General features: G+C 70.0%; 23 protein-coding genes. 6 read left to right on the top strand and 17 right to left on the bottom strand.

What is annotated here, in order from left to right:
* Positions 1 to 218: 218 nt before the first annotated feature.
* The 3 genes from AVMA1855_RS19885 to AVMA1855_RS19875 all read left to right on the top strand — a co-directional run bounded on the left by AVMA1855_RS19885 (position 219) and on the right by AVMA1855_RS19875 (position 2857).
* Positions 219 to 1091 (top strand): DMT family transporter, encoded by an 873-nt coding sequence (locus AVMA1855_RS19885; protein ID WP_284427016.1) that lies wholly within the window; start codon positions 219 to 221, stop codon positions 1089 to 1091.
* A gap of 201 nt (positions 1092 to 1292) precedes the next feature.
* Positions 1293 to 2303 (top strand): TRAP transporter substrate-binding protein, encoded by a 1011-nt coding sequence (locus AVMA1855_RS19880; RefSeq protein ID WP_284427015.1) that lies wholly within the window; start codon positions 1293 to 1295, stop codon positions 2301 to 2303.
* 68 nt (positions 2304 to 2371) lie between these two features.
* Positions 2372 to 2857 (top strand): glutathione peroxidase, encoded by a 486-nt coding sequence (locus tag AVMA1855_RS19875; RefSeq protein ID WP_284427014.1) that lies wholly within the window; start codon positions 2372 to 2374, stop codon positions 2855 to 2857.
* 7 nt (positions 2858 to 2864) lie between these two features.
* Here the strand turns inward: AVMA1855_RS19875 and AVMA1855_RS19870 are convergent, their stop codons facing one another.
* The 3 genes from AVMA1855_RS19870 to AVMA1855_RS19860 form a co-directional block, all read right to left on the bottom strand.
* Positions 2865 to 3455, bottom strand: a complete 591-nt coding sequence (locus AVMA1855_RS19870; protein ID WP_272565945.1) for a hypothetical protein — start codon at positions 3453 to 3455, stop codon at positions 2865 to 2867.
* An 80-nt stretch (positions 3456 to 3535) separates the two neighbouring features.
* Complete coding sequence (locus AVMA1855_RS19865) at positions 3536 to 4003, bottom strand: hypothetical protein (RefSeq protein WP_284427013.1); 468 nt, start codon at positions 4001 to 4003, stop codon at positions 3536 to 3538.
* A 14-nt stretch (positions 4004 to 4017) separates the two neighbouring features.
* The gene (locus AVMA1855_RS19860) at positions 4018 to 4722 is read right to left on the bottom strand and encodes a hypothetical protein (protein WP_272565948.1); all 705 of its coding nucleotides are present in this window, start codon (positions 4720 to 4722) and stop codon (positions 4018 to 4020) included.
* 668 nt (positions 4723 to 5390) lie between these two features.
* Between AVMA1855_RS19860 and AVMA1855_RS19855 the strand changes: the two genes are divergently transcribed.
* A complete protein-coding gene (locus AVMA1855_RS19855) occupies positions 5391 to 6977 on the top strand; it encodes a hypothetical protein (protein ID WP_284427012.1) in 1587 nt (528 codons plus the stop codon).
* Positions 6978 to 7031: 54 nt separating this feature from the next.
* Here the strand turns inward: AVMA1855_RS19855 and AVMA1855_RS19850 are convergent, their stop codons facing one another.
* The 13 genes from AVMA1855_RS19850 to AVMA1855_RS19790 form a co-directional block, all read right to left on the bottom strand.
* Positions 7032 to 7736 carry a helix-turn-helix transcriptional regulator gene (locus AVMA1855_RS19850; protein WP_284427011.1) on the bottom strand — a complete coding sequence of 235 codons (705 nt, stop codon included), beginning with the start codon at positions 7734 to 7736 and terminating at the stop codon, positions 7032 to 7034.
* A gap of 67 nt (positions 7737 to 7803) precedes the next feature.
* Positions 7804 to 8274, bottom strand: a complete 471-nt coding sequence (locus AVMA1855_RS19845; protein ID WP_284405752.1) for a GyrI-like domain-containing protein — start codon at positions 8272 to 8274, stop codon at positions 7804 to 7806.
* 13 nt (positions 8275 to 8287) lie between these two features.
* The gene (locus AVMA1855_RS19840; RefSeq protein WP_284427010.1) at positions 8288 to 8686 is read right to left on the bottom strand and encodes a VOC family protein; all 399 of its coding nucleotides are present in this window, start codon (positions 8684 to 8686) and stop codon (positions 8288 to 8290) included.
* A gap of 102 nt (positions 8687 to 8788) precedes the next feature.
* Positions 8789 to 9769 (bottom strand): ProQ/FINO family protein, encoded by a 981-nt coding sequence (locus AVMA1855_RS19835; protein WP_284427009.1) that lies wholly within the window; start codon positions 9767 to 9769, stop codon positions 8789 to 8791.
* A gap of 77 nt (positions 9770 to 9846) precedes the next feature.
* Entirely contained in the window at positions 9847 to 11106 is a 1260-nt protein-coding gene (glcF, locus tag AVMA1855_RS19830) for a glycolate oxidase subunit GlcF (protein WP_284427008.1), read from the bottom strand.
* A gap of 23 nt (positions 11107 to 11129) precedes the next feature.
* Positions 11130 to 11933: a YoaK family protein gene (locus AVMA1855_RS19825; RefSeq protein ID WP_284427007.1), complete on the bottom strand. Its 804-nt coding sequence runs from the start codon at positions 11931 to 11933 to the stop codon at positions 11130 to 11132.
* A 4-nt stretch (positions 11934 to 11937) separates the two neighbouring features.
* On the bottom strand, positions 11938 to 13062 hold the full coding sequence (gene glcE / locus AVMA1855_RS19820) for a glycolate oxidase subunit GlcE (RefSeq protein WP_284427006.1): 1125 nt from the start codon (positions 13060 to 13062) through the stop codon (positions 11938 to 11940).
* A gap of 128 nt (positions 13063 to 13190) precedes the next feature.
* On the bottom strand, positions 13191 to 14162 hold the full coding sequence (locus tag AVMA1855_RS19815) for an SMP-30/gluconolactonase/LRE family protein (RefSeq protein ID WP_284427021.1): 972 nt from the start codon (positions 14160 to 14162) through the stop codon (positions 13191 to 13193).
* A 210-nt stretch (positions 14163 to 14372) separates the two neighbouring features.
* On the bottom strand, positions 14373 to 15794 hold the full coding sequence (gene amt / locus AVMA1855_RS19810; RefSeq protein ID WP_284427005.1) for an ammonium transporter: 1422 nt from the start codon (positions 15792 to 15794) through the stop codon (positions 14373 to 14375).
* Between the two features lie 46 nt (positions 15795 to 15840).
* The gene (glnK, locus tag AVMA1855_RS19805) at positions 15841 to 16179 is read right to left on the bottom strand and encodes a P-II family nitrogen regulator (RefSeq protein ID WP_092744562.1); all 339 of its coding nucleotides are present in this window, start codon (positions 16177 to 16179) and stop codon (positions 15841 to 15843) included.
* Positions 16180 to 16221: 42 nt separating this feature from the next.
* The gene (locus AVMA1855_RS19800; RefSeq protein ID WP_284427004.1) at positions 16222 to 16950 is read right to left on the bottom strand and encodes a TorF family putative porin; all 729 of its coding nucleotides are present in this window, start codon (positions 16948 to 16950) and stop codon (positions 16222 to 16224) included.
* Between the two features lie 297 nt (positions 16951 to 17247).
* Complete coding sequence (locus AVMA1855_RS19795; protein ID WP_284427003.1) at positions 17248 to 18861, bottom strand: SulP family inorganic anion transporter; 1614 nt, start codon at positions 18859 to 18861, stop codon at positions 17248 to 17250.
* Positions 18862 to 18879: 18 nt separating this feature from the next.
* Entirely contained in the window at positions 18880 to 19542 is a 663-nt protein-coding gene (locus tag AVMA1855_RS19790) for a carbonic anhydrase (protein ID WP_284427002.1), read from the bottom strand.
* Between the two features lie 519 nt (positions 19543 to 20061).
* On the opposite strand from AVMA1855_RS19790, the gene AVMA1855_RS19785 reads away from it, so the two are divergent.
* A complete protein-coding gene (locus AVMA1855_RS19785) occupies positions 20062 to 21603 on the top strand; it encodes a YifB family Mg chelatase-like AAA ATPase (RefSeq protein WP_284427001.1) in 1542 nt (513 codons plus the stop codon).
* A gap of 8 nt (positions 21604 to 21611) precedes the next feature.
* On the opposite strand, the gene AVMA1855_RS19780 is transcribed toward AVMA1855_RS19785, so the two are convergent.
* Entirely contained in the window at positions 21612 to 22418 is an 807-nt protein-coding gene (locus AVMA1855_RS19780; RefSeq protein WP_284427000.1) for an SDR family NAD(P)-dependent oxidoreductase, read from the bottom strand.
* A 106-nt stretch (positions 22419 to 22524) separates the two neighbouring features.
* Between AVMA1855_RS19780 and AVMA1855_RS19775 the strand changes: the two genes are divergently transcribed.
* Entirely contained in the window at positions 22525 to 23445 is a 921-nt protein-coding gene (locus AVMA1855_RS19775; RefSeq protein WP_284426999.1) for a LysR family transcriptional regulator, read from the top strand.
* Positions 23446 to 23448 lie beyond the last annotated feature (3 nt).

The raw sequence follows: 23448 nt of genomic DNA, 5'->3' as shown, positions 1-23448 counted from the left end.
ACCTGATCCACCACCGCCAGCTTAAAGGCCAGTGTGTAGTCCTTCTGCGTTCTCTTAACCCATTGATCCACTTGACTTTCCTTTCTGATGAACAGAAAGGTGTCAACCTCATTCAGGACGGGTCAGAGGGCAGAAAATCATGCCGATGCTGCGGCCCCTCTTTTTCCGTGCCCATCCGACTGCGAAGCGGAGGCACCCCTGCCGCACCACGACGCTCCATGCCATCGCCGCTGCCCTATTTCGCCCTGCTGTTCAATGCCTTCGTCTGGGGCCTGGCATGGTGGCCGTTCCGGGTGATGCACGGGGCGGGGCTGCACCCGCTGTGGGCGACCGCCGTGATGTACAGCGCCATCCTGGCCGGCCTGCTGGCGCTGCGCCCGGGCCTGTGGGCACAGGTGCGCCAGCACCCGCAGCTGTGGCTGCTGGCCCTGAGCTCGGGGCTGAACAACGTGGCCTTCAACTGGGCGGTGACCGTGGGCGACGTGGTGCGCGTGGTCCTGCTGTTCTATCTGATGCCGGTCTGGGGCCTGCTGCTGGCCTGGCGGGTGCTGGGCGAGCGGCCCACGCCCATGGCGCTGCTGCGGCTGGCGCTGGCCTTCACCGGCGTGGTGCTGGTGCTGCTGCCCGAGGGCACCTCGCCGTCCCGGCTGCTGCAGAACCTGTCGCTCGCCGACGGGCTGGCGCTGGCGGGCGGCTTCCTCTTCGCGCTGACCAACGTCACGCTGCGGCGGCTGCATGCGGTGCCTGGACAGGCGCGCATGTTCGTCATGTTCGGCGGCTGCATGCTGATGGCGCTGGTGGTGGCCTGCATCGGGCTGCAGGCCGGCGTGGTGGAGCCGTTTCCCCCGGTGAACGCCACCTGGATCGCCACGGCCGCCCTGCTGGCGGTGGCGCTGTGGCTGGGCAACGGGGCGCTGCAGTACGGGGCATCGCGGCTGGCGGCGGGCACCACGGCGGTGATCCTGCTGTCGGAGGTGGTGTTCGCCAGCGTGTCGTCGGTGCTGCTGTCGGCCGCGCAGCTGCAGCCGCGCACCTTGCTGGGCGGGGGCCTGATCGTGTTCGCCGCCCTCCTCGCATCGCTGCGGCGCTGAGCGCCCGGCGGGCCGCCGCGCAGGGGCCGCCCCGCCGCAGGGCCGGAGCCCAAAGGCCCTTGGCCGCCATGGAAATCAAGGCTCTCCCGGCCGGTGCTTGCGTGCCCGCGGGGCGCCGGTATAGTCATGCAAGTTACGTCACCAGCGTACGCCGTTGTCATGCATCCGCAGGCCGGCGCTGCGCGCTTTCGGAGATTCGGTATGAAACGTCGTTCATGGTGCGCGCTCTTCATGGCGCTCGGTTCCTTGGCGCTGCCCGGCGCCGCGTCGGCGCAGGCAAAGTGGACCCTCGCCACGGGCTACCTGCCCGACGTGTTCCACACCGTCAACCTGCAGCAGTTCGCCCAGGAGGTGAACGACCGCACGAAAGGCGCGCTGGTGATCGACGTGCGCCCCGACAACAGCGTGGCCCGGCTGTCCGAGATCGCCGGCCAGGTGCGCGCCGGCAAGATCGCGGCGGGCGAGGTGCTGCTCAGCTCGCTGGCGGCCGACACCAAGCTGGCCGGGGCCGACGCCATTCCCTTCATCGTGGACAGCTACGACGACGCGCTGCGGCTGTGGAAGGCGCAGCGCCCCGTGCTGCAGGAGGCGCTGGACCGGCAGGGCCTGGTGCCGCTGTACGCCGTGCCCTGGCCGGCCCAGGGGCTGTTCACCACGCGGTCCATCCGCCACGTGAGCGACCTGCGCGGCGCCAGGATGCGCAGCTACAGCCCCAGCACCGTGCGCATCGCCCAACTGATGGGCGCCACGCCGGTGGACGTGCCCACCAAGGGCATCAACCAGGCCGTGCTGGACCGGCAGATCGACACGCTGTTCACCTCGCCCGTCACGGGCGTGGAGAACAAGGTGTGGGATCTGCCCATCAAATACTTCTACAACGTGCATGCCTGGTACCCGAAGAACCTCGTGCTGGTGAACAAGGCCCAGTGGCTGGCCCTGCCCGAAGGCACGCGCAAGATCGTCGAGGAGGCCGCCGCCCAGGCCCAGGTGCGCGGATGGAACGCCAGCAGCGCCGCGTCCACCGCCTCCATCGCCGAGCTGGCGCGCAACGGCATCAAGGTGGAGACGCCCGACTTCGAGCTGCGCCGCGAGCTGCGGCGCCTGGGCGAGCAGTTCTCGCTCGAATACATCCGCGACACCGGCGCCGACGGCAACCGCATGATGATTCCGTACTTCTCCGGCGAGAATGCCGCTGCCGCCAAGACCCGGTGAACACCCTGCCGGCGTGGCGGCGCCTGATCGATCCAATCCATCCACCTTTCTTGCAAGGGATGCCCGCCATGACCAGCGTCTACGACTTCGAGGCCCGGCAGATGAACGGCCAGACCGTGCCCCTGCGGCAGTACGCGGGGCATCTGCTGCTCATCGTCAACACGGCCAGCGCCTGCGGCTTCACGCCGCAGTTCGCCGGGCTGGAGGCCCTGCACCAGCAATACGGCCCCAAGGGGCTGGCCGTGCTGGGGTTTCCCTGCAACCAGTTCGGCCGCCAGGACCCGGGCAGCAACGACGAGATCGCCAGCTTCTGCCAGCTCAACTACGGTGTGAGCTTTCCGATGATGGCCAAGATCGACGTGAACGGCGCCGACGCCGACCCGCTGTACCGCTGGCTCAAGGCCGAGGCCCCGGGCCTGCTGGGCACCCAGGCGATCAAGTGGAACTTCACCAAGTTCCTCATCGGCCGGGACGGGCAGGTGCTGCGCCGCTACGGCCCGCGGGACACGCCGCAGTCCATGGCGGGCGACATCGAGGCCGCCCTCAAGCGCTGAGCCTGGCCTACACGGCGGCCACGGGCTTTTCGAGATCGATGATCTCCATCGGCACCTTCTTGTAGGCCAGGTAGTCCCACTTCAGGTACAGAAACTGCCCACCGTCCGGTTGTGGAACCATGCCGTAGAAAGCGGGGCGCGGGGCTTTGGCATTGGTGACGATGAACTGCGCGGCGCGGATCAGATCTTCTGTCTTGACGACGGCCGCCGAGCGAAGGCGCCCCCCCTGGCCGGACAAGAAAGCCTGCACCGTGAGGTGCGGGAACACATAGCCCTCCTGCCGAGCATTGAGCGCCATCAGCCGCTTCTGGTATTCGGTCTCCGCACCCGACGGGCGGGCATAACGGATGGTGAAGCTGCGGTGGTTTTCCTCGGTCCACTGCACACGGCTTGCCAGACCCCGTATCGCTCCGGGCTGGTTCATCACTTGCCAGGCATCAATGCCCGCCAAAAGATCGAGTTCGTCCTTGAAGTCGCGCGCCGCATTGGCCTCAACCGGCCGGATCTTGCCGCCGCCCACCAGCGGGTAATGCTGAATGGCAGGCCAGACGGTATTGACGAAGTCCGCGGCACTGGCGGACAGGTTTTTGAGCAACATGGTTCTCCTCCGCAGGAAATCTCAGCCTGCAGGGATTCGGCGAACGGATGCGCGCAGGGCAATGCCCCCCTTGACTGCTTTCAGCGCTGCGGCTGCGGATCGCCGCGCACCACGAAGTGCCTGGAGAACCCCAGCGCCCGCGTGACGCCCCGGGGCTCCGAGACCAGCGGCATGCGAAAGCCCGGGCTGGGCAAAATCTCCACGCTCCAGTCGGTGTCGCCGATGAAGCGGAACCGCACGGTGTGCTCGCCCTCCAGCCCGATCAGCGAAAAACGCCCCGTGGTGTAGGCCCCGCCGATGGTGGCCGCGTCCAGCGGTTGCCACTGGCCATCGAACAGCGTGATGTGCAGCAGGTCTTCCTGCGGCACATCGTCGGTGGTGAACAGCAGGTGAAAGCCCCGGCACTCGAAGGCCGCCTCCAGCACCAGCCCGTCCACGCGGGCCTGCAGGGGCATGCCGCCCTGCACGACCCGGCTTTGCATCGGGGCCTCGCCGCCCTCGGCGGGCAAGGGTGCCAGGGAAATGTCGGCGGGGGTGAGGATGCGCATCGCCGGCCCGCCGCTCACCACAGGAAATCCACGCCGAAGGCCGCCAGCGCGCCGCCCACGAACGCCCCGATGGTCACGCACACCGGCGCGCCGGGCCCGCAGGCCAGGCCCGCCAGCGCGCCCCCGGCGATGCCGCCGCCGATCCCCGCCCCGGCCACGGCGAGTTCCTTGCCCGCTGCGGCGGTCTTGTCGTCGGCCGTCGCCACGTTGTAGACCGAAAGGGCGATGGACAGCACGATCAGCCCCCGGCCCGCGCGCGACAGGCCGCGCATGGTCTGCGTGACCTTGGGGTTGGAACGGCCGGCGGACTGGACGATCTCGCCGTACACCGCGTTCTGCTGCGCCGCCGTGAGCCGGTCGAACTGCACGGTGGGCCCGTGGATCTGCTGGGCCTTGCGGGCGATGAGCTCGTTGAGCGTCCGGCCCTCGGCCTTCAGGCTCTGCGCCATGGCGCGCCCGATGGGCGTGCTGCGCCCGCGGATGATCTCCATGATGGTGTTGCGCGCCACCTGGGCCTGCTCGGCCGCCTGGGCCCAGGTGATGCGGCCGCTCATCGCCTCGAACTGCAGGTCGTTGGCCATGGCCTGGATCTGCCGGGTGTAGGCCAGCCGGGCCGAAGCATCCAGCGAGAGGTGGGCCCCGGCGTTGGCGATCTCCGCCTTCAGGGCCTGGATGGCCGAGTCGAAGGCGGCACGGTCTTTCGGATCGTCGTTCTGCATGCGTTGTGGTCTCCTCGTCTGGATGGGAAACGGCGCTGTTTTGCGTTGTGGCCGCCGGCCGCGCGCAGCAGGGGCCGCGTCGGGAGGCTTGGGGTTTTTTCGCACCGGTGCATGGCGGCATGCACGCGCCGAAAGTAACCGCCCGAGCGGCGATCGGGCGAAACCATCGGTCAAAGAGGTTTCAATACGTAGGAAAGTGTCGAATCGATCGAGGGGCGCAACCCCGCGCCACAGCGCCGTTCGCCCCGCCGGGCGGGCTTGTCAAAGCCCACACCCCACCATAGGGGGGATTGGCAGGCCCGTTGAATTTGTATCTATTACGGGTCTTCGCCCCTCATTCCATATGCCGGAAGGAACTTTTCGCATGCCTTGTCCTGCGGCGGTGAAGATCACGCTGAAGGTGGGGGATACGGACTTTTTTTGGAGAAAAAGGCCTGCAGGGCATGATTTTCTAGGGCATATCGCTACAAAAACAGGAGCAAATCCAAAACCGGGTGATGAGGGCGCCGGACCGCCTTTCCCCGGCAGGGTCGCGAATGGCGTCAGCCAGCCGGATCCCGCTTTTTTCGCAGAACTGCCGCCTGCCTCGACGGGGCTGGCAGGCATTTCGCGTCGGGCCTGTTGCAGGCCACGGCACCCTGATTCCAATCCAAGGAGGAACTTCCCGCATGTCCCGCTTCGCAATGACCAAGACACTCGCGCTCTGCGCCGGGGGCCTGATCCTGGCCTCTTCGGCCTGGGCGCAGACCACCACCCCGCCCAATGCCGAGCCGGAGCCGGGCCTGTGGGCCTTCGACGGCGAGCTGAACGGCCAGCCCGGGCGCAGCCTGCAGATCGATACCGAGCAGGGCCGCGCCCTCATCGTGTCCTACCTGGGCTACCGCGCCGACGGGTCGTCCGTGTTCCTGCAGGCCAGCGGCCTGCGCGGCGGCGACAGCTCGGCCTTCCGGGGCCCGCTGCAGGAGTTCCGCAACGGGCCGCCCGTGATCGGCGGCGGTGCGGGCAACGGCGAAGTGGCGGGCAGCCCGGGCGAGATCCAGCTGGCCTTCGACTCGCCCACCTCCGGCACCGTCACGCTGCCGGGCGACGTGACGCGCCGCATCTCGCGCTTCACGTATGGAGTCCCGACCAGCGGCACGCAATACACCCTGCAGACCTATTCCACCCGCCTGTCAACGACGCCCGCCGCCTCCTACCGCGTCGAACTGCGCGACGGCAATTTCCTGATGAGCCAGCTGAGCACGTCCGACGGCCGCCTGTGCTCCTACTCGGGCACCTACCAAAAGCGCGGACAGGGCATCGAATCCGACGGCACCGCCAGTTGCGTGGACCCTTCCGGCACCCAGCAGCGCAGTCCGTACCGGATCGAGCAGTTCGCCGTCGACGCTTATGGCCTGGCCACCGGCACGCTGCGCAAGGACGGGATCGAATCCTTCTTCATGGGCGCCTGCCATGCGGGCGCAGTCATGCTCGGCAGCCCGGGCACCTGCGCATGGGGCGCTTCGCCATCCGACATCGTGGTGCAGCCCGGCATCTGGGCCTTCGACGGCGAGTTGAATGGCCGACCGGGCCGCAGCCTGCAGATCGACACCCAGAACGGCAGCCGCGCGCTGGTGCTGTCCTACCTGGGCTACCGCACCGACGGCTCTTCGCTGTTCATGCAGGGCAGCACTGCGAACCGCGACACCAACGCCCAGTTCACGGTGCCCTTGACCGAATTCCGCAACGGCCCGGTGATCGGCGGCGCCATCCGCCCCGCGGAAGTGGCCTCGACCATGGGTGCGGCGACGATCGTGTTCGACAGCCCCACGACCGCCACCATCACGCTGCCCTTCGACACGCCGCGTCGGATTTCGCGCTTCCGCTACGAAGACCACCTGGTGCGCTTCAACAAGGCCTTTTCCGCCCAGGTGTATCCGTTCTGGTCGCCCACCCCGACCGCCATCAGCATCGACATGGTCGTGCGCGACAACGTCTTTCGCATGGACACGCGGACCGCGGATCTGCTGACGGCCTGCGAGTACCGGGGCACCTACCGCCTGTCGGGCGAGGGCCTGGACTCGGAAGGCACGCGCACCTGCACGGCCCCCAGCGGCCCCACGAGCGAGGCCTACCGCGCCGAGCAGTTCACGGTGGACCGCAACGGCCTGTTGCGCGGCCTGATGCAAAGCGCGTCGGGCGCCCGGACCCTGGTCCTGGGGGCCTGCTGGAACGGGCGCCTGTGCACCCCGCCCGAGCTGGAACTGCCGCGCTGACAGGCACCGGCCCTTGCCAGGGGCCGCAGGCAGGCGCCTGCTGGCGGCCCATCCTCAGCCGCCGCCGGGCCCGACCCCGGGGCGGCCCCACACGTGGCGCAGCATGTCGGCCAGCGAGCGGCCGGGCTCCACGGTGAAGCGCTCGTCCAGCACGTCGAGCGAGACGATCCGGTCCACGCGAAAGCCGCGAAAGTCATCGCGCAGCTCGCACCAGGTGGACAGCGTCCAGACCTTGCCCCAGTAAAAGCACCCCAGCGGCCGCACCCGGCGCTCGCTGGGGCGCCCCTGTTCGTCGGCATAGTGCAGCCGCACCACATGGCGGGACTGCACGGCCTCGCGCAGCGGGCGCAGCAGGGCCTGGGTGCGCGGGTCCACCGCCACGGCCGGGGCATAGAGCGCCTGGGCCTCGGCGGCCGCGCGCGCCGCGGGCGGCAGCACCGAAAGGATCTTGCCCAGGACGCTTTCCACCTCGCCGGCCAGGCCGGTGTCCAGCCAGGACTGCGCCAGCCGGGCGGCGGCGACCAGGGCGTTGGCTTCACCCTGGCTGAACATGAGCGGCGGCAGGTCGAAGCCTGCGCCCAGGCGGTAGCCCACGCCGGCCTCGCCCTCGATGGGCACGCCCTGGTGCTGCAGGTCGGCCACGTCGCGGTAGATGGTGCGCGCCGAGACCTCCAGCCGCTGGGCCAGGAAGTCGGCCGTGGACAGGCGCCGGCCCCGGATGAGCTGGACGATCTGGAACAGGCGGTCGGCGCGGCGCATGGGTTCAGGCAATCGGGGCGGGATCGGGGCGTGGGCGAGGATTGTGCCCTGCCCCGCACAGGGCGCGTCAGCCCTGCACGCCGATGCAGACGGCCACCTGGTCGGGGCCTTCGTAGGCCTCGAAATCGACGTCGAAGCGGCGGCGCGGCACGGGGTGCTGCCCGAAGTGCGCCCACACCGCGCCCCAGGTGTCGATCACGGCCTGCGGCAGCGCGCCCTGCCGGCGGAACACGAGGTAGAGGCCGGCCGGCACCTGCACGCGCTCGAGGCCGGGCGCGGCACTGCCGCCGTCCAGGGCCACGCCCGCGAGCACGTCGAATTCGCCCTCGTGGTCGGACGCATACCGGCTGTACACGCCCACCACGCGGGGCGGCGCCAGGCCGGGCTGCTGCACCCGCTGGGCCACGCCCTCGGCGGCGAACCGCTGCCACAGCGGGCCGATGCGGGCCTGGGCAGGGTCGCGCTCCTGGCGGTTGCAGGTGCGCGTGGCGATGCCGGCGACGGTGAAGGCGCCGAAGGTTTCCAGGGTGGGAGACATGCGGCCCGCCCCTTCAGCGCGCCATGGCGTGCAGGCCGACGGTGTTGCCCTCGGTGTCGCACAGGTGCGCGATGAAGCCGATGCCGTTCGGCAGCTCGATGCAGGCATCGATCACGCGCCCGCCCGCCGGGGCGATGCGCTCGACGGCGGCGTTCAGGCCCGGGGCACAGTCGAGGTAGATGCGCGTGCCGGCATCGGGCGCCACGCGGCGGCTCGGGCCTTCGATGAGGCAGCCGCCGGTGGCCGGCCGGTCGTAGGCGAAGACGGCCAGCGGATCGCCGCCCATCGTCTGGCGTTGCATGGGCCGGCCCAGCACCTGTTCGTAGAAGGCCTGGGCGCGGCCGAGGTCGGCGCAGGGGATCTCGAACCAGCTGATGGCGGAAACGGAAGAGGCGGGGGCAGAAGAGCTCATGGCGGAAAGGTCCTTTCGGTCGTTGTTGCGAAGGACGCCATGGTGCGGGGGCCCTCCTGACAGCGTCGTGTCAGGAGGCTGCGCCGGCCGGGCCGCGCGGGCTCAGGCGGCGGGCTCGGCCGGAGGTTCGGACGGCGCGTCGGCAGCCGGTGCGGCCGGAGCCGCCAACGGCGCGGCGCGCAGCTGGCGCGCGCGGTGCAGCGAGCGTTCGGCCGTGCGCGGGTCCATGCCGTACATGTCGGCGAACTGCGCCACCGTGCTGCCGCTGGCCTCGAAGGCACGCAGCAGCGCCTCGGCCTTGGCGTCGCGCTCGGCCACTTCGGCGAAGGCTTCGTCGAGCAGGGCATTGGCGGCCTCGTCGCGGCCCCGCACCAGCGCGTCGTACGCCTCGCGGGTGAGGCCCGAGGCCTCGTAGGCCTGCGCGATGCGGCGGCGCAGCTTGGCGGTCATGTCCTCGCCGTCGCGGGGCTTGCGGCGGCGGAACACTTCCAGCAGCGCATGATGCACATGCTCGGGGGCCATGGCCTCCACGGCATGGCCCTGCAGGTCGTGGCGCTGGCGGCCTTCGGCCACCACCTGCAGGTAGCGCGTGGACCGGGTGTGGATGCCCAGGGCGAGCTTGAGCGCATCGCGCTCGAACAGGTCGGGGTGGGCGGCCTGCAGGTCCTGGAAGATGCCCCGCTTGAGCGGCAGGAACTGCGCGCCGAACAGGTGCGGGTACAGCGCGGCCAGTTGTTCCAGCGCGGGATGCGTGCGGCGCGGGCCTTGCGGGCCTTGCGGGCCGGCGCCCTTGCCGTTGCGGGGCGCGGCCTGCGCTGCGGGCGCGGCGCCTTCGGCGACCGGGGCACCACCGGGCTTGCGGCGGTTGCGGCCGCCGCGGCGCGAGGCAGGGCGGTCGGCGCGCGGCGCGGCCTCCTCCTGCGGCCCTTCGCCCGCCTGCGGGCCATCGGCCGCGGGCGATGCCGTGGCGGCAGCGGCGTCGGTCACCACCGGTGCGCTGGAAGCGTCGGTCACGGCCGCCGAGGTGGAGGCCGGCGCGGGGACGTGGTTCTGTTGTTCTTGTGCGGTCACGGAGTCGGTCATGGCAGAGGAAAACGCGGTTGGTGCGCGTCAGCGCGGCGGTCAAAACCCACCATCATGCCAGCCTCGGGGCCGGCAGGTCAGCGGGCGGCGGGCGACAGCGCCTCGTCGAGCACTTCCACCCAGTGGCGCACCGGCAGCGGCGTGCCGCTTTGCAGGTGGGTGATGCAGCCGATGTTGGCCGACAGGATGGCCCCGGGCGGCGGCTCGCCGAACGCCTCGCCCAGCGCCGCGAGCTTGCGGTCGCGCAGCGGATAGGCCAGCTCCGGCTGCAGCACCGAATAGGTGCCGGCCGAGCCGCAGCACAGGTGCGCCTCGGTGCGCGCCACCCGCACCCGAAAGCCCAGGGCGCTCAGGTGCGTCTCGACGCCGCCGCGCAGCTTCTGGCCGTGCTGCAGGGTGCACGGCGGGTGGTAGGCGAACAGCGTGTCCGGCGGCACCACGCGGCCGCGCAGCGTGCCGGCCAGCCCGGCCAGCAGCTCGGGCAGCCACTCGGACAGGTCCTGCGTCAGCGCGCTGATGCGCGTGGCGCGCTCGGCATAGGCCGGGTCGTCCCGCAGCAGGTGGCCGTAGTCCTTGACGGTGACGCCGCAGCCCGAGGCATTCATGACGATGGCCTCGACACCGCCCTGCTCCACGAAGGGCCACCACGCATCGATGTTGGCGCGCATCTGCGCCTTGCCGCCCGCCTGGTCGTTCAGGTGGAACCGCACCGCGCCGCAGCAGCCGGCCTGCGGCGCCACGACGGTCTGGATGCCCGCCGCATCGAGCACGCGCGCCGTGGCGGCGTTGATGTTGGGCGCCATGGCGGGCTGCACGCAGCCGGCCAGCAGGAGCACCTTGCGCGCGTGCTCGCGCCCGGGCCACGCCCCGGCGTCGCGCGGCGCCGGCACCTTGGCGCGCAGGCCCTCGGGCAGCAGCCCGCGCACGGCCTGCCCCGCCTTCATGGCCGGGCCGAACCAGGGCGACGGCAGGCCCTCCTTGAGCGCCCAGCGCAGGGCGCGCTCGCCCAGCGGGCGCGGCACCTTCTCGTCCACGATCTTGCGGCCGATGTCCACCAGGTGGCCGTACTGCACGCCGCTCGGGCAGGTGGTCTCGCAGTTGCGGCAGGTCAGGCAGCGGTCCAGGTGCAGCTGCGTTTTGCGCGTGGGCTGCTCGCCCTCCAGCACCTGCTTGATGAGGTAGATGCGCCCGCGCGGGCCGTCCAGCTCGTCGCCCAGCAGCTGGTAGGTGGGGCAGGTGGCGGTGCAAAAGCCGCAATGCACGCACTTGCGCAGGATGGCTTCGGCCTCCTGCCCTTCGGGCGTGCCCTGGAATTCGGGGGCGAGCGTGGTTTGCATGGCGTGTCTCGGCGGTGGGGTGGTCAGGGGCCGGGGGGCTCGGCGTGCGGCGCGCGCTGGGCCAGCGCGCGGCGGGCGCGCCAGAGCCGGGCCAGGTGTTCGAAATCGGCCGCCAGCGGCGGCAGCGACAGACCGAGCAGGATGGCGGCCAGCGGCACGACCCAGATGAAACCCACGTGCTTGAACCCGGCCGCGCCCACGATGCCCCCCACGGTGAACATGGCCAGCAGGCTGGCGAACAGCCGCAGCCGCGCCTGGTTGGCGTGCACCTGCGCCTCGGGGGGAGTGCCGTTGCGGTTCCAGTACAGCATCTTGCCGATCTCGATGCCCAGGTCGGTCGCCACGCCGGTCATGTGCGTGGTGCGGATCTGCGCCGAGGACATCTTGGTGACCACCGCGTTCTGCAGCCCCATCAAAAAGGCCAGCAGCAGCACGGTGAGCGGCACGGCAAACGGCGTGCGCCATTCCAGCGTGATGGCGCCCAGCAGCCCGAAGACCAGCAGCAGCACGGCCTCCAGCAGCAGCGGCAGCGCGAAGCCGCTGCGCAGCCGGTGGTGGCGCGCCCAGTTGACCAGAATGGCCGTGGTGCCCGCGCCCGACATGAAGGCCCACAGCGTGCCCACCGCGCCCAGCACCAGCGCCATGTTGCCCAGCACCAGGTTGTCGGCCACCATCGACAGGAACCCCGTCATGTGCGAGGTGTACCGGTGCACGACCAGAAAACCGCCCGCGTTCACCGCCCCGGCGTTGAAGGCCAGCAGCAGGCCGAGCAGCCGGTTGGTGGACGGGGTCCGGTGCCGGCCGGTGAGGTGCCGCAGCAGCCGCATGGCGCTACCGCCCCGGGCCCATCCGGCCGGGGTTGAAGATGCCCGCCGGATCGAACGCCTGCTGCAGCCGCGCATGGATCTGTGCCAGCGTAGCGGGCAATACCGGATCGAAATGGCCTGATGCCCTAGTACCGATTGCCTTGTTTGCTACAAAAAGAGAAGCACTCCCGCCCACGGCCTGCGCCGCCTCGTGCAGCGCCGCGCCCGCTTCCGGCGGGGCCTGCACCCAGCGCAGGGCGCCGTGCCATTCGATCAGCGGCGCCGCCACACCGGCGGGCAGCGCCAGCATCGGGGCGGCGGCGGGCACCGACAGGCGCCAAAGGGCCAGGTCCGGTCGCTCGGCCCGGGCAGCGAACCACGGCAGGGTCTGCTCGCGGCAGGCCTGCCAGGCAGTGGCCGCGGCGGCGGTGTCCAGGCGCTCGCCCCCCATGCTGCGGCAGGCGGCCTCCACGGCGGCCACGGCCCCGCGCAGCCGCACCCAGAGCAGGCCCGTGCCCCCGGGACCGCCTTCCCAGCGGCTGGCGTTCAGGGGCAGCGGCTGCCCGCCCCAGGCCTGCAGCCGGCGCAGCGCGTCTGCGGGGTTGGCATCGAAGCGCAGGGTGGCCTCGGCCGGCGGCACGGGCAGCACCTTCAGGCTGACCTCGGTGAGCACGCCCAGCGTGCCCCAGGCGCCCACCATGAGGCGCGAGACGTCGTAGCCCGCCACGTTCTTCATCACCTGGCCGCCGAAGCGCAGCAGCTCGGCCCGGCCGTTGACCAGCTCCAGCCCCAGCACGTAGTCGCGCACCGCGCCCACACTCGCGCGCGCGGGCCCCGACAGCCCGGCGGCCACCATGCCGCCCACGGTCGCGCCCGGGCCGAAATGCGGCGGCTCGAAGGGCAGGCACTGGCCGTGGGCCGCCAGCGCGGCCTCCAGCTCGGCCAGCGGCGTGCCGGCGCGCACGGTGGCGACCAGCTCGCTCGGCTCGTGGTTCACGATGCCCGACAGGGCCGTGGTGTCCAGGCGCTCGCCCTGCAGCACGGCACCGCCATGGAAGTCCTTGGTGCCGCCGCCGCGGATGCATACGGGGGCCTGGCGCTGGACGCTGTCGCGCACGCGGTCGATGATCTGGCGGAGGGCGGAGTCCATGGCGTGGATCGTACCGGCCCCCCTTCGCCAACGGGTGCCGGCAGGGCTCGGCCGGCCGTGAATTTTTTGAACGCCGGGCGTGAATCCACCGTCCCGGCTGCAGGCCATCCGGCGCGGCGCCCCAGTGCTCAGGCGAGGCCGGCGGGCAGCTGTCCCTCTTCGTACCAGTTCACCGGCCGCCCGGCCACCGGCAGGCGCCCGCCGGCGACCAGCAGGTGGCCCGAATGCGGCTCGCGCGCCAGCTCGTCGGCCGGGCGCCCCTGGCGGGCCGAGGTGACGAACAGCGTGGCGCCCTCCGGCCCGTCTCCGCCCAGGCAGGGCATGGTGGGGCACTGCGCCGGCACAGGGAGGTCGGCCACGATCTCGCCTCCGGGCGACAGCCGCAGCACGCGGCCGCCCTCGTACATGGCGCACCAGTAGTGGCCCTCGGCATCCACCGCCGCGCCGTCGGGCCGGCCGCCGTAGCCCGGCTGGCCGGGCTTCCAGCCATCGGGCTTGGGCGCGAAGGCATGCAGCACGCGCGGCGCGCCCACGGGCTCGCCCGAGGCATCGCACGCCCAGGCCCGGATGGTGTGCGAGGGGGTATCGACCCAGTACAGCGTGCCGCCATCGGGGGACCAGGCCAGGCCGTTGGCCGTGGCCACCCCGTCCAGCATCCGGCGCACGCGGGGCACCCCGTCGCCGCGCCCATCCACGCAGTACAGCGCGGCCACCGGCTGGCGGGGGCCCGCGGCGGGCTCGTGCATGGTGCCCACCCAGAAGCGGCCCAGCGCGTCGCACTTGCCGTCGTTGGCCCGCTCCGTGGCCGGATCGATCGGCAGCCGGGCCACCGGCACCAGGGGGCCGCCCCAGTCCTTGGCGCGGTAAAGGGTGTCGCGCAGGGCGATCACCAGGCCGCTGGGCTGGCCAGCGGTGCGCGCGGGCGCGATGCAGCCGGGCTCGGACGGCATGGCCCAGCGCTCGGCCCGGCCCGAGGCCGGGTGCAGCCGGCACAGCGCCCGGCCGGCGATGTCCACCCAGTACAGGCGCGATTCGACGGGGTGCCAGAAAGGCGATTCGCCCAACTGGTCGGGCTCGGAAGTGGCGGGACGCCAGTCCATGGGCATGGGGGGGTCTCCTGGGAAGGCGGTGGAAGGGGCTGGGCACGTCACCACTGGCGCGCCGGTCTGCTCCATCCATTATTCGCGGCCGGTGGCCGCGGGCCAAAAAAAAGGCCCACCTTGCGGCGGGCCCAATGTCCAGGAGGAATATCTCGCTTGTTGTCGCACCGCCGCGATGCCACCAGTCACCGCGGCAGGGATCTCAGCCGATCAGCGGTTGTAGGCGGTCTCGCCGTGCGAAGTGATGTCCAGGCCTTCGCGCTCGGCTTCTTCCGGCACGCGCAGGCCCACCAGCAGGTCGGCGATCTTGTAGGCGATGAAGGCCACGACGCCGGACCACACGATGGTGATCAGCACGCTCTTGAGCTGGATCCAGACCTGTGCACCCATGGCGAACGTGTCGGGGGTCAGGCCACCCGTGCCGCCCAGGCCTTGCGATGCGAACACGCCGGTCAGGATGGCACCGATGATGCCGCCCAAGCCGTGCACGCCGAACACGTCGAACGCATCGTCGGCGCCCAGCATCTTCTTGAGGCCACCCACGCCCCAGAGGCAGACCACGCCGGCGATCAGGCCGAGCACGATGGAGCCCATGGGACCGACGAAACCGGCGGCCGGCGTGACGGCCACCAGGCCCGCCACGGCACCCGATGCGGCGCCCAGCATGGAGGCCTTGCCCTTGTGCAGCGACTCGCCGGCCAGCCAGCTCAGCGTGGCGGCGGCCGTGGCCAGGACGGTGTTGATGAAGGCCAGGCCCGCAGCGCCGTTGGCGGCACCGGCGGAGCCGGCGTTGAAGCCGAACCAGCCCACCCACAGCAGCGAGGCACCGACCATCGTCAGCGTCAGGCTGTGGGGCGTGAGCGCTTCCTTGCCGAAGCCGATGCGCTTGCCCACCATGTAGGCGCCCACCAGGCCGGCGATCCCGGCGTTGATGTGCACCACGGTGCCGCCGGCGAAGTCGAGCGCGCCGTCCTTCGCCAAAAGGCCGCCGCCCCACACCATGTGCGCCATGGGGATGTAGCTGAAGGTGAACCACAGCACGCTGAAGATCAGCACGGCGGAGAACTTGATGCGTTCGGCGAACGAGCCCACGATCAGCGCCACGGTGATGGCCGCGAAGGTGCCCTGGAAGGCCACGAACACGTACTCGGGGATGGTCGGCAGCGCGCCCGAGAGCGTGTCCGGCGCGATGCCCTTGAGGAAGATCTTGTCGAAGCCGCCGAAGAACGTGCCTTCGCCGCCGAACGTGAGGGTGTAGCCGTACACGGCCCACAGCACGCTCATCAGCGAGAAGATCACGAACACCTGCACCAGCACCGACAACATGTTCTTGGAGCGGGCCAGGCCGCCGTAGAACAGGGCCAGGCCCGGGATGGTCATGAGGATCACAAGCAGCGTGGAGGTCAGCATCCACGCCGTGTCGCCCGAATCGAGCTTGGGCGTGGGGGCGGCGGCAGGTGCTGCGGCCGCGGCGGCTTCCGCCGGTGCGGGTGCGGCCACCACTGGCGCAGGGGCGGCGGCGGGTGCCGTGGCCGATGCGGGTTCGGATGCCGCGGGCGTCTGGGCCAGCACGGCGGTGCCGGAGGCCATCAGGCTCAACCCCAGCAGGAAGGAAGCAAGCAGTTTTTTCATGGCAGTTTCTCTTGGGTGTCTGGTGACAGGCGCGGGGGACCGGGCCTTACAGGGCTTCCTTGCCGGTCTCGCCGGTGCGGATGCGGACGACCTGCTCCAGGTGGCACACGAAGACTTTGCCGTCGCCGATCTTGCCGGTGCGCGCGGCCCCCTCGATGGCTTCGATGACGCGGTCCACCAGCTCGTCGGACACGGCTGCCTCGATCTTCACCTTGGGGAGGAAGTCCACCACGTATTCGGCGCCGCGGTACAACTCCGTGTGGCCCTTCTGGCGGCCGAAGCCCTTGACCTCGGTCACCGTAATCCCTTGGACCCCGATATCCGACAGGGCTTCGCGCACCTCGTCGAGCTTGAAGGGTTTGATGATGGCTGTCACCATTTTCATGTTGCTTTTCTCCATTGGAGGCACCCCTCGGCGCCCGTTGTCTTACAGGGTTTTCGTGAGCGCGACGATCACGCGCGACTTGTTGACCGGGCCGAAGAAGGCCTTCTTGTTGGCGCCCACCACGGCGGCCGACAGGGACAGGCCCGAACCGAAGTCATAGGCACCGCCCACGCTGTAGTCCATGTAGTTGGGCACGCCCAGGTCCTTGATGTCGCTGGCGAAGCGCGTGAAGCCGACCGATGCCTTCAACGTCGTCTTGGGAGCCACTTCCTGCGCATAGGCCAGGTTCAGGTAGCCGGTGTTGCGGCCCTTGTTGCTGGTCGTCTTGGCGGAAGCCCAGCCGAAGTAGTCCTTGGAGATGGTGTGCGAGTACTTCGCCGTCAGCGGGCCGTAGGTTGCCGCGCCGTAGAGTTCGGTGGTGTTGCCGACGGAATTGCCGGGGTACGCATAGGTCAGCGCGCCCAGGTCCAGGTCCACGTCGCCGGCCTTGAATTTGTAGCCGCCGTAGAAATCCATCTCGATGGAATTGCCCGGCAGCCAGTCCACGCTGGAGTTCCAGTTGCCCAGATACCAGCCGCTGTCGCCGAAGCTGTAGTCGAAGCCGCCCTGGATGGCGGGCTTGACGGCCTTGACCCGGCTGGCGTCCTGGTCCTGGCCACGGAACTTGTAGTTGGTGGTCAGGCTGACGTTGCCCGTCAGTTGTGCGCTGGCCAGCAGAGGCAGGGCGGCAACGAGGGCGACGCTCAAGGACTTCATGGATACACGGGACATGGTTCCTCCGGGGGTGGCTGATTAGGGATGTCCACGCTCCAAGCATGGACCGTGCCATCTCCCTCGCACGGTGCCGTCCGGGCCTGGGCGCCGGCCTGGCAGGTATGCCGAAAGTGGTTACATGCTATGCGCCCGAGTTACTTTTTGCACCATTGCAGTGCCATCCAGGCCACGATTCGCCGCGATCGCACCGCCATGCACCGCCATGGGGACAGGGCGGCGGGACACACTGCGTTGGTGCATCCCGCCGCCCCTCCGGGGCCGATCGCGCCGTTTTGGGGGGAAGCGCTCCCGCCCTCAGCGTGCCGAACGGGCCTTGAGCCACTGCGCCGGAGGCTCGTCCGGCGGGGCGGGGGGCGCCGCCTGCGGCATGGAGCGCAGTTCGACCTGGATGCCGCGCTCCTGCGCATGGGCCATGAAATCATCCAGCGCTTCGCGGATGTCGCGGTCCATGAAGCCGCAGTTGCAGCCGTCGATGACCAGCGAATGCCCCGGCTCCACCCGGTTCAGGTGGTTGCGCAGCGTGGCCTTGCTGAAGAACGAGACATCCTTGCTGAGCCGGATCAGATGGACGTTGCCCTCGGAGATCATCGTCAGCGCGCCGCGCGTGTTCGCCTGGATCAGGAAGAGCATGCTGCAGGCCAGTCCGATGAGGATGCCGATGAGCAGGTCGGTCGCCAGGATCGCGCCCACCGTCACCGCGAACGGCACGAACGCCGACCAGCCCTCGCGCCAGACCGCCGCGATCATGGCCGGCTTGGCCAGCTTGAAGCCGGTGTGAAGCAGCACGGCGGCCAGCGCGGCCAGCGGCACCCACTGCAGGAACTCCGACAGGAACAGCACGCTCGCCAGCAGCAGCACGCCATGGAACACCGCCGACAGCCGGGTGCGCGCACCGGACTGGATATTGGCCGAGGTGCGCACGATCACCGCCGTGATCGGCAGCCCCCCCAGCAGGCCGGCCAGCATGTTGCCTACCCCTTGCGCCTGCAGCTCCCGGTTGGGCGGCGCCACGCGCTTGAGGGGATCGAGCCGGTCTGCCGCCTCCAGGCTCAGCAGGGTTTCCAGGCTGGCCACGACGGCGAGGGTGAAGGCGATGGTGTAGACCTCCGGCCGCGCCAGCGCCGACCAGTCGGGCGAGGCGAGCTGAGACCACAGCGCGGCCAGGCCGTCGCCTTCGGGCAGGGCCACGCGCTGGTGGTCGGGCAGCGCGACGGACGGCTCGGTGGCCATGGCCACGGCCTGGTACCCGATGCCCCAGAGCACCGCCAGCAGCGGCCCGGGCAGCCGGCCGATCAGCGGCAGGCGCTTGGCCCAGGGGGAGTCCCAGGCGAACAGGATGGCCAGCGCACCGGCGGCGATGATCACCGCACTGCCGGTGACGGCGCCGACCAGCCGGCCCAGGTCATCGAAGCCGTCGATCGTGCGGGGCACCAGGCGCATGGCCTGCTCGCCCGACACGAAGCCGAACGCCACCGGAAGCTGCTTGAGGATGAGGATCAGCCCGATCGCGGCCAGCATGCCCTTGATGACCGGTGAGGGAAAGCAGGCGCCCAGGTCGCCGGCCTGCAGGCGGCCGAACAGCCACTGCAGCGCGCCCGCCACCATCACGGCGACGAGGAACGCCTCGAAGCTCCCCAGCTTGGCGATCGCATCGACGACGATCACGACCAGGCCGGCCGCCGGCCCGCTCACGCTGAGCTGGGAGCCCGACAGCCAGGCCACGACCAGCCCGCCCACGATGCCGGAGACAAGCCCCGCCATCAGCGGCACGCCGCTGGCCAATGCGATGCCCAGGCACAAGGGCAAGGCCACGAGGAAGACGACGACGCCCGCCGGCATGTCGCTGCGCCAGTGGGACAGAAGACCGGCGGCCGACGCGCCGCCCGGGTTGCGAAGGGTGGTTTGCATGGTGCGCACTCCTTCGGGTCAGGCCGCCGCGGCCAGCTGGATGCTGCTGGCATCGAGGTCCAGCACCTGGCGCAGGCGCCCATCGCGCAAGGCGTAGACCCAGCCCAGCAGCTGCAGGGACTGCCCCCGCTGCCAGGCGCGCTGCACCTGGGGCGTGGCCGCCAGCGTGTGCACCTGATCGGCCACGTTCAGCTCCACGAAGCGGCCCACCCGGGCCGCGACTTCATCGGCATCGTCCGGGTCGGGGACGGTCTGGCCGTCGATCTCGCCCGCACGGCGGCGGTACAGGGCCCGCAGCGGGCGAAGGTGCTCGGCCAGGTAGTCGCCGCGCGCCGGCACCGCGCTGTCGGCCGGCATCAGGGCGGCCCGGACGCCGCCGCACCCTTCATGGCCACAGACGATCACGTACCGCACCTGGAGCACGTCGAGGGCGTATTGCAGCGCGCTCATGATGTTGGGATCGTCCGGACGGACCAGGTTCGCCACGCTGCGGTGCACGAACAGCTCGCCCGGCAGGGCATTGGTGATGCTCTCGGCGGGCACGCGGCTGTCGGCGCACCCGATCCAGAAGACGCGCGGCTGCTGGCCGGCCACCAGGTTTTCGAAAAAAGCCGGGTCGCGTGACGTCATTTCGTCAGCCCAGGCACGGTTTTGAAGCATGAGTCGCGTGGTCAGGTCCATGGAAACCTCCGTGTTGTTGATTCGATGTTGCAGTGCAGCACGGTATTAGGCTAGATCAAAAACCACCGCCATTTTTAATATGGGGTTTTTATGTTTCATTTGCTTGCGTGTTATTCGATCAATGGCCTCCACGCCACGCTTATTTTCCACGCAACATAAGGAAATTTTATTTAACGCCTCGAGTGAAAATAATATTCGCAACGAATAAAGTACGGAGTTGTACATTATTAAACCGCTGTTTATCTTTTCGGGTCCGACTTTTTCATGGCATTAATCCCCCGGCTTTGCCGGTTCTGATTAACCCCGGCAAACGAAGTCATTCAAAACAGGACCGCAACGGCGGCGCGCGGAGGCCGATCGATGGCGCGATCCCGCGCCCCGGCGCGGCCAGCCTGGACGCCATCTGCACTTTTTCGCCACCGCTGCCGTGCCAGGAGAGCCTCGATTGCCGATATCCTCGCCCTTCGAAATTCAGGCGCTGGCGAACAGCCGGCTTTCCAACGAGGGAGAAAATCAACCATGGGTCTTGCTTTGGTGCAGAGCCGGGCATTGCTGGGACTGCAGGCCCCGTGCGTGACGGTCGAAGTGCATCTAGCCAACGGATTGCCCAGCTTCACGCTGGTCGGTTTGGCGGATGTGGAAGTGAAGGAGGCGCGGGAACGCGTGCGCTCGGCACTGCAGAATGCCGGGCTGGAGTTTCCGCACAACCAAAAAATCACGGTCAATCTCGCGCCGGCCGATCTGCCCAAGGACTCCGGCCGGTTCGACTTGCCGATTGCACTGGGGATTCTGGCGGCCAGCGGGCAGATCGACAGCGCACGCCTGGCGGGCCATGAATTCGCGGGAGAGCTGTCGCTGTCCGGCGAGCTGCGCCCCGTGCGCGGCGCGCTCGCCACCAGCCTGGCCCTGCGCTCGGCCGGCGTAGCCGTGCGCATGGTGCTGCCGCCCGGCAGCGCGGAGGAAGCCGCCCTGGTGCCCGGCACCGAGGTGTACCGGGCGCGCCACCTGCTCGACGTGGTGCAGCACTTTCTGCCCGTCTCCGCCCACGCGCCCGCCGAGCCGGCCGGCGAGGGGTTCGTGCGGCTGCAGGCGTCACCGCTGCAATCGGCAGCGCCGCCGGCGGATCTGGCCGACGTGAAGGGCCAGGCCGCCGCCAAGCGTGCGCTGGAGATCGCCGCCGCGGGCGGCCACGGTCTGCTGCTGGTCGGCCCGCCAGGATCGGGCAAATCGATGCTGGCGCACCGCTTTGCCGGGCTGCTGCCTCCGATGACGGTGGACGAGGCGCTGGAGAGCGCGGCCATCGCCAGTCTGGCAGGACGCTTCGGCCCGGAAAGATGGGGCAACAGAAATACGAGCGCTCCGCACCACACCTGCAGCGCGATTGCACTGGTCGGCGGCGGCTCACCCCCACGGCCCGGCGAGATCTCGCTCGCCCACCATGGCGTCCTTTTTCTCGATGAATTTCCGGAGTACGCCCGCAGTGCGCTGGAAGCCCTGCGCGAGCCGCTGGAGACCGGCCGCATCACCATCGCCCGTGCGGCACAGCGGGCCGAATACCCTGCCCGCTTCCAGCTGGTGGCCGCGATGAACCCCTGCCCTTGCGGCTTTCTCGGCTCCGGCCAGCGCACCTGCCGCTGCACGCCCGACCAAGTGGCACGCTACCAGGGCAAGCTCAGCGGCCCGCTGCTGGACCGCATCGATCTGCATGTGGAAGTGCCCGCGCTGCCCCCGGGCGAGTTGCTGCAGGCCCCGCCCGGCGAGGCCACGGCGGCGGTGCGCGAGCGCGTGGTGCAGGCCCGGCAACGGGCCATCGACCGCCAGGGCCTGCCCAACCAGGCCCTGCAGGGCCAGCAGATCGACACCCACCTGGCGCTGGACGACGCGGCCGCGCGCTTTCTGCAGGCCGCCGCGACCCGGCTGGCCTGGTCGGCGCGCAGCACGCACCGCGCGCTGAAGGTGGCCCGCACGATCGCGGACTTGGCCGGCAGCGCGGCCATCGCCCCGGCGCACGTGGCCGAGGCCGTGCAGTACCGGCGGGTGCTGCACCGCAGCGCGGCGTGACCTGAGGGTTACAGGAACATGCCGCCGGACGCCTCGATGCGCTGCGCGTTGACCCAGCGGCTGCCGGGCAGCAGCAGCGAGGCGATCACGCCGCCGATGTCGTCCGGCTGGCCGACCCGGCCCAGCGCGGTCTGGGACGCGATGAAGGCGTTCATCTGCGCGTTGTCGCGCACCGCACCGCCGCCGAAGTCCGTCTCGATGGCACCCGAGGCGACCACGTTCACGGCGATGCCGCGCGGGCCCAGTTCCTTGGCCAGATAGCGCGTCAGCACTTCCACGGCACCCTTCATGGCCGCATAGGCCGCGAACCCCGGCAGCGCGAAGCGGGCCAGGCCGGTGGACACGTTGACGATGCGCCCCCCGTCGTTCATGAGCGGCAACAGCTTTTGCGTGAGGAAGAACACGCCCTTGAAATGGATGTCGACGAGCTGGTCGAACTGCGCCTCGGTCGTCTCCATGAAGCCGGCATGGATGCCGATGCCCGCGTTGTTCACCAGGAAGTCGAAGCGCTCGCGTTGCCAGCGGCTGGACAGCACCTCGCGCACCTGGGCCGCGAACGCGGCGAAGCCGGCGCTCTGCGAGACGTCGAGCGGCAGGGCCACGGCGCGCCGACCCAGGCGTTCGATCTCGGCCACGGCGGCCTGGGCTTCGGCCGCCTGGCTGCGGTAGGTCAGGATCACGTCGATGCCCTGCCGGGCGATGTGCAGCGCGGCATTGCGGCCCAGGCCCCGGCTGCCGCCGGTGACCAAGGCGATGAGCGCGCCGGCTTCCGGCGAGGACGCGGTGGAGGATGGGGAGGGAAGAGAAGCGGTCATGGCAGGCCTTTCAATGGGATGGCAACGGAATGCCTGGCAGTCTATTGAGCAGCCACCCTCCCATAAATCGGCAAAAATTGATCAGTTTGTTCACTCCAGAAAGACAATGACCCCCCTCGACCGCATGCTGGTGTTCGTCCGCGTGGCGGAGCTGTCCAGCTTCACCCAGGCCGCCGATGCGCTCGGCATCCCGAAAGCCGGCGCGTCGGTGGCCGTTCAGCAACTCGAAAGCCAGCTCGGCACCCGGCTGCTGCACCGGACCACGCGGCGGGTGCAGCTCACGCAGGACGGCCAGGCCTACTACGAGCGCTGCAAGGACCTGCTGGCCGATGTGGACGAGCTGCAGTCCATGTTCCAGCAGCCCGGGGGCGAAGCGCTGCGGGGGCGGGTGCGCATCGACATGTCCACCGGCATCGCGCGCCGCGTGGTCCTGCCGCAATTGCCCGAACTGCTGCAGCGCCACCCGCGCCTGGAGATCGAGATCAGCAGCACCGACCGCCGCGTGGACCTGGTGCGCGAGGGCTTCGATTGCGTGGTGCGCGTGGGCACCGTGTCGGAGCCGGGCCTGGTGGCGCGGCCGCTCGGGCAGTTGCGCATGGTCAATTGCGCCAGCCCGGGCTATGTGGCGCGGGCCGGGCAGCCGCAATCCGTGCAGGACCTGGCGCACCACCACCTGATCCACTACGTCACCACGCTGGGCGCCAAGTCCGGCGGGTTCGAGTACCTGCGCGAGGGCGAAACCGTGCGCCAGCCGATGGCCGGCCCCATCACCGTCAACGGGGCCGAGGCGTACCAGGCCGCCTGCCTGGCGGGGCTGGGCATCGTGCAGGCGCCGCTGATCGGGGTGCATGCGCACCTGGAGCGCGGCACGCTGGTGCAGGTGCTGCCCGACCACCCGGCCCCGCCCATGGCCTTGACCCTGCTCTATGCCCACCGCCGCCACCTGCCCCGCCGCGTGCGCGTGGTGATGGACTGGATGGCGCAGGTGATCGAGGCGCACGTGGCGCGCATCGATGCGTTCGCCTGAACC

The sequence above is a fragment of the Acidovorax sp. SUPP1855 genome (assembly GCF_030158955.1).
Taxonomy (GTDB): domain Bacteria; phylum Pseudomonadota; class Gammaproteobacteria; order Burkholderiales; family Burkholderiaceae_C; genus Paracidovorax.
The sequence above is the reverse complement of the archived record's forward strand: the minus strand, read 5'-3'. Positions and strand labels throughout refer to the sequence as shown.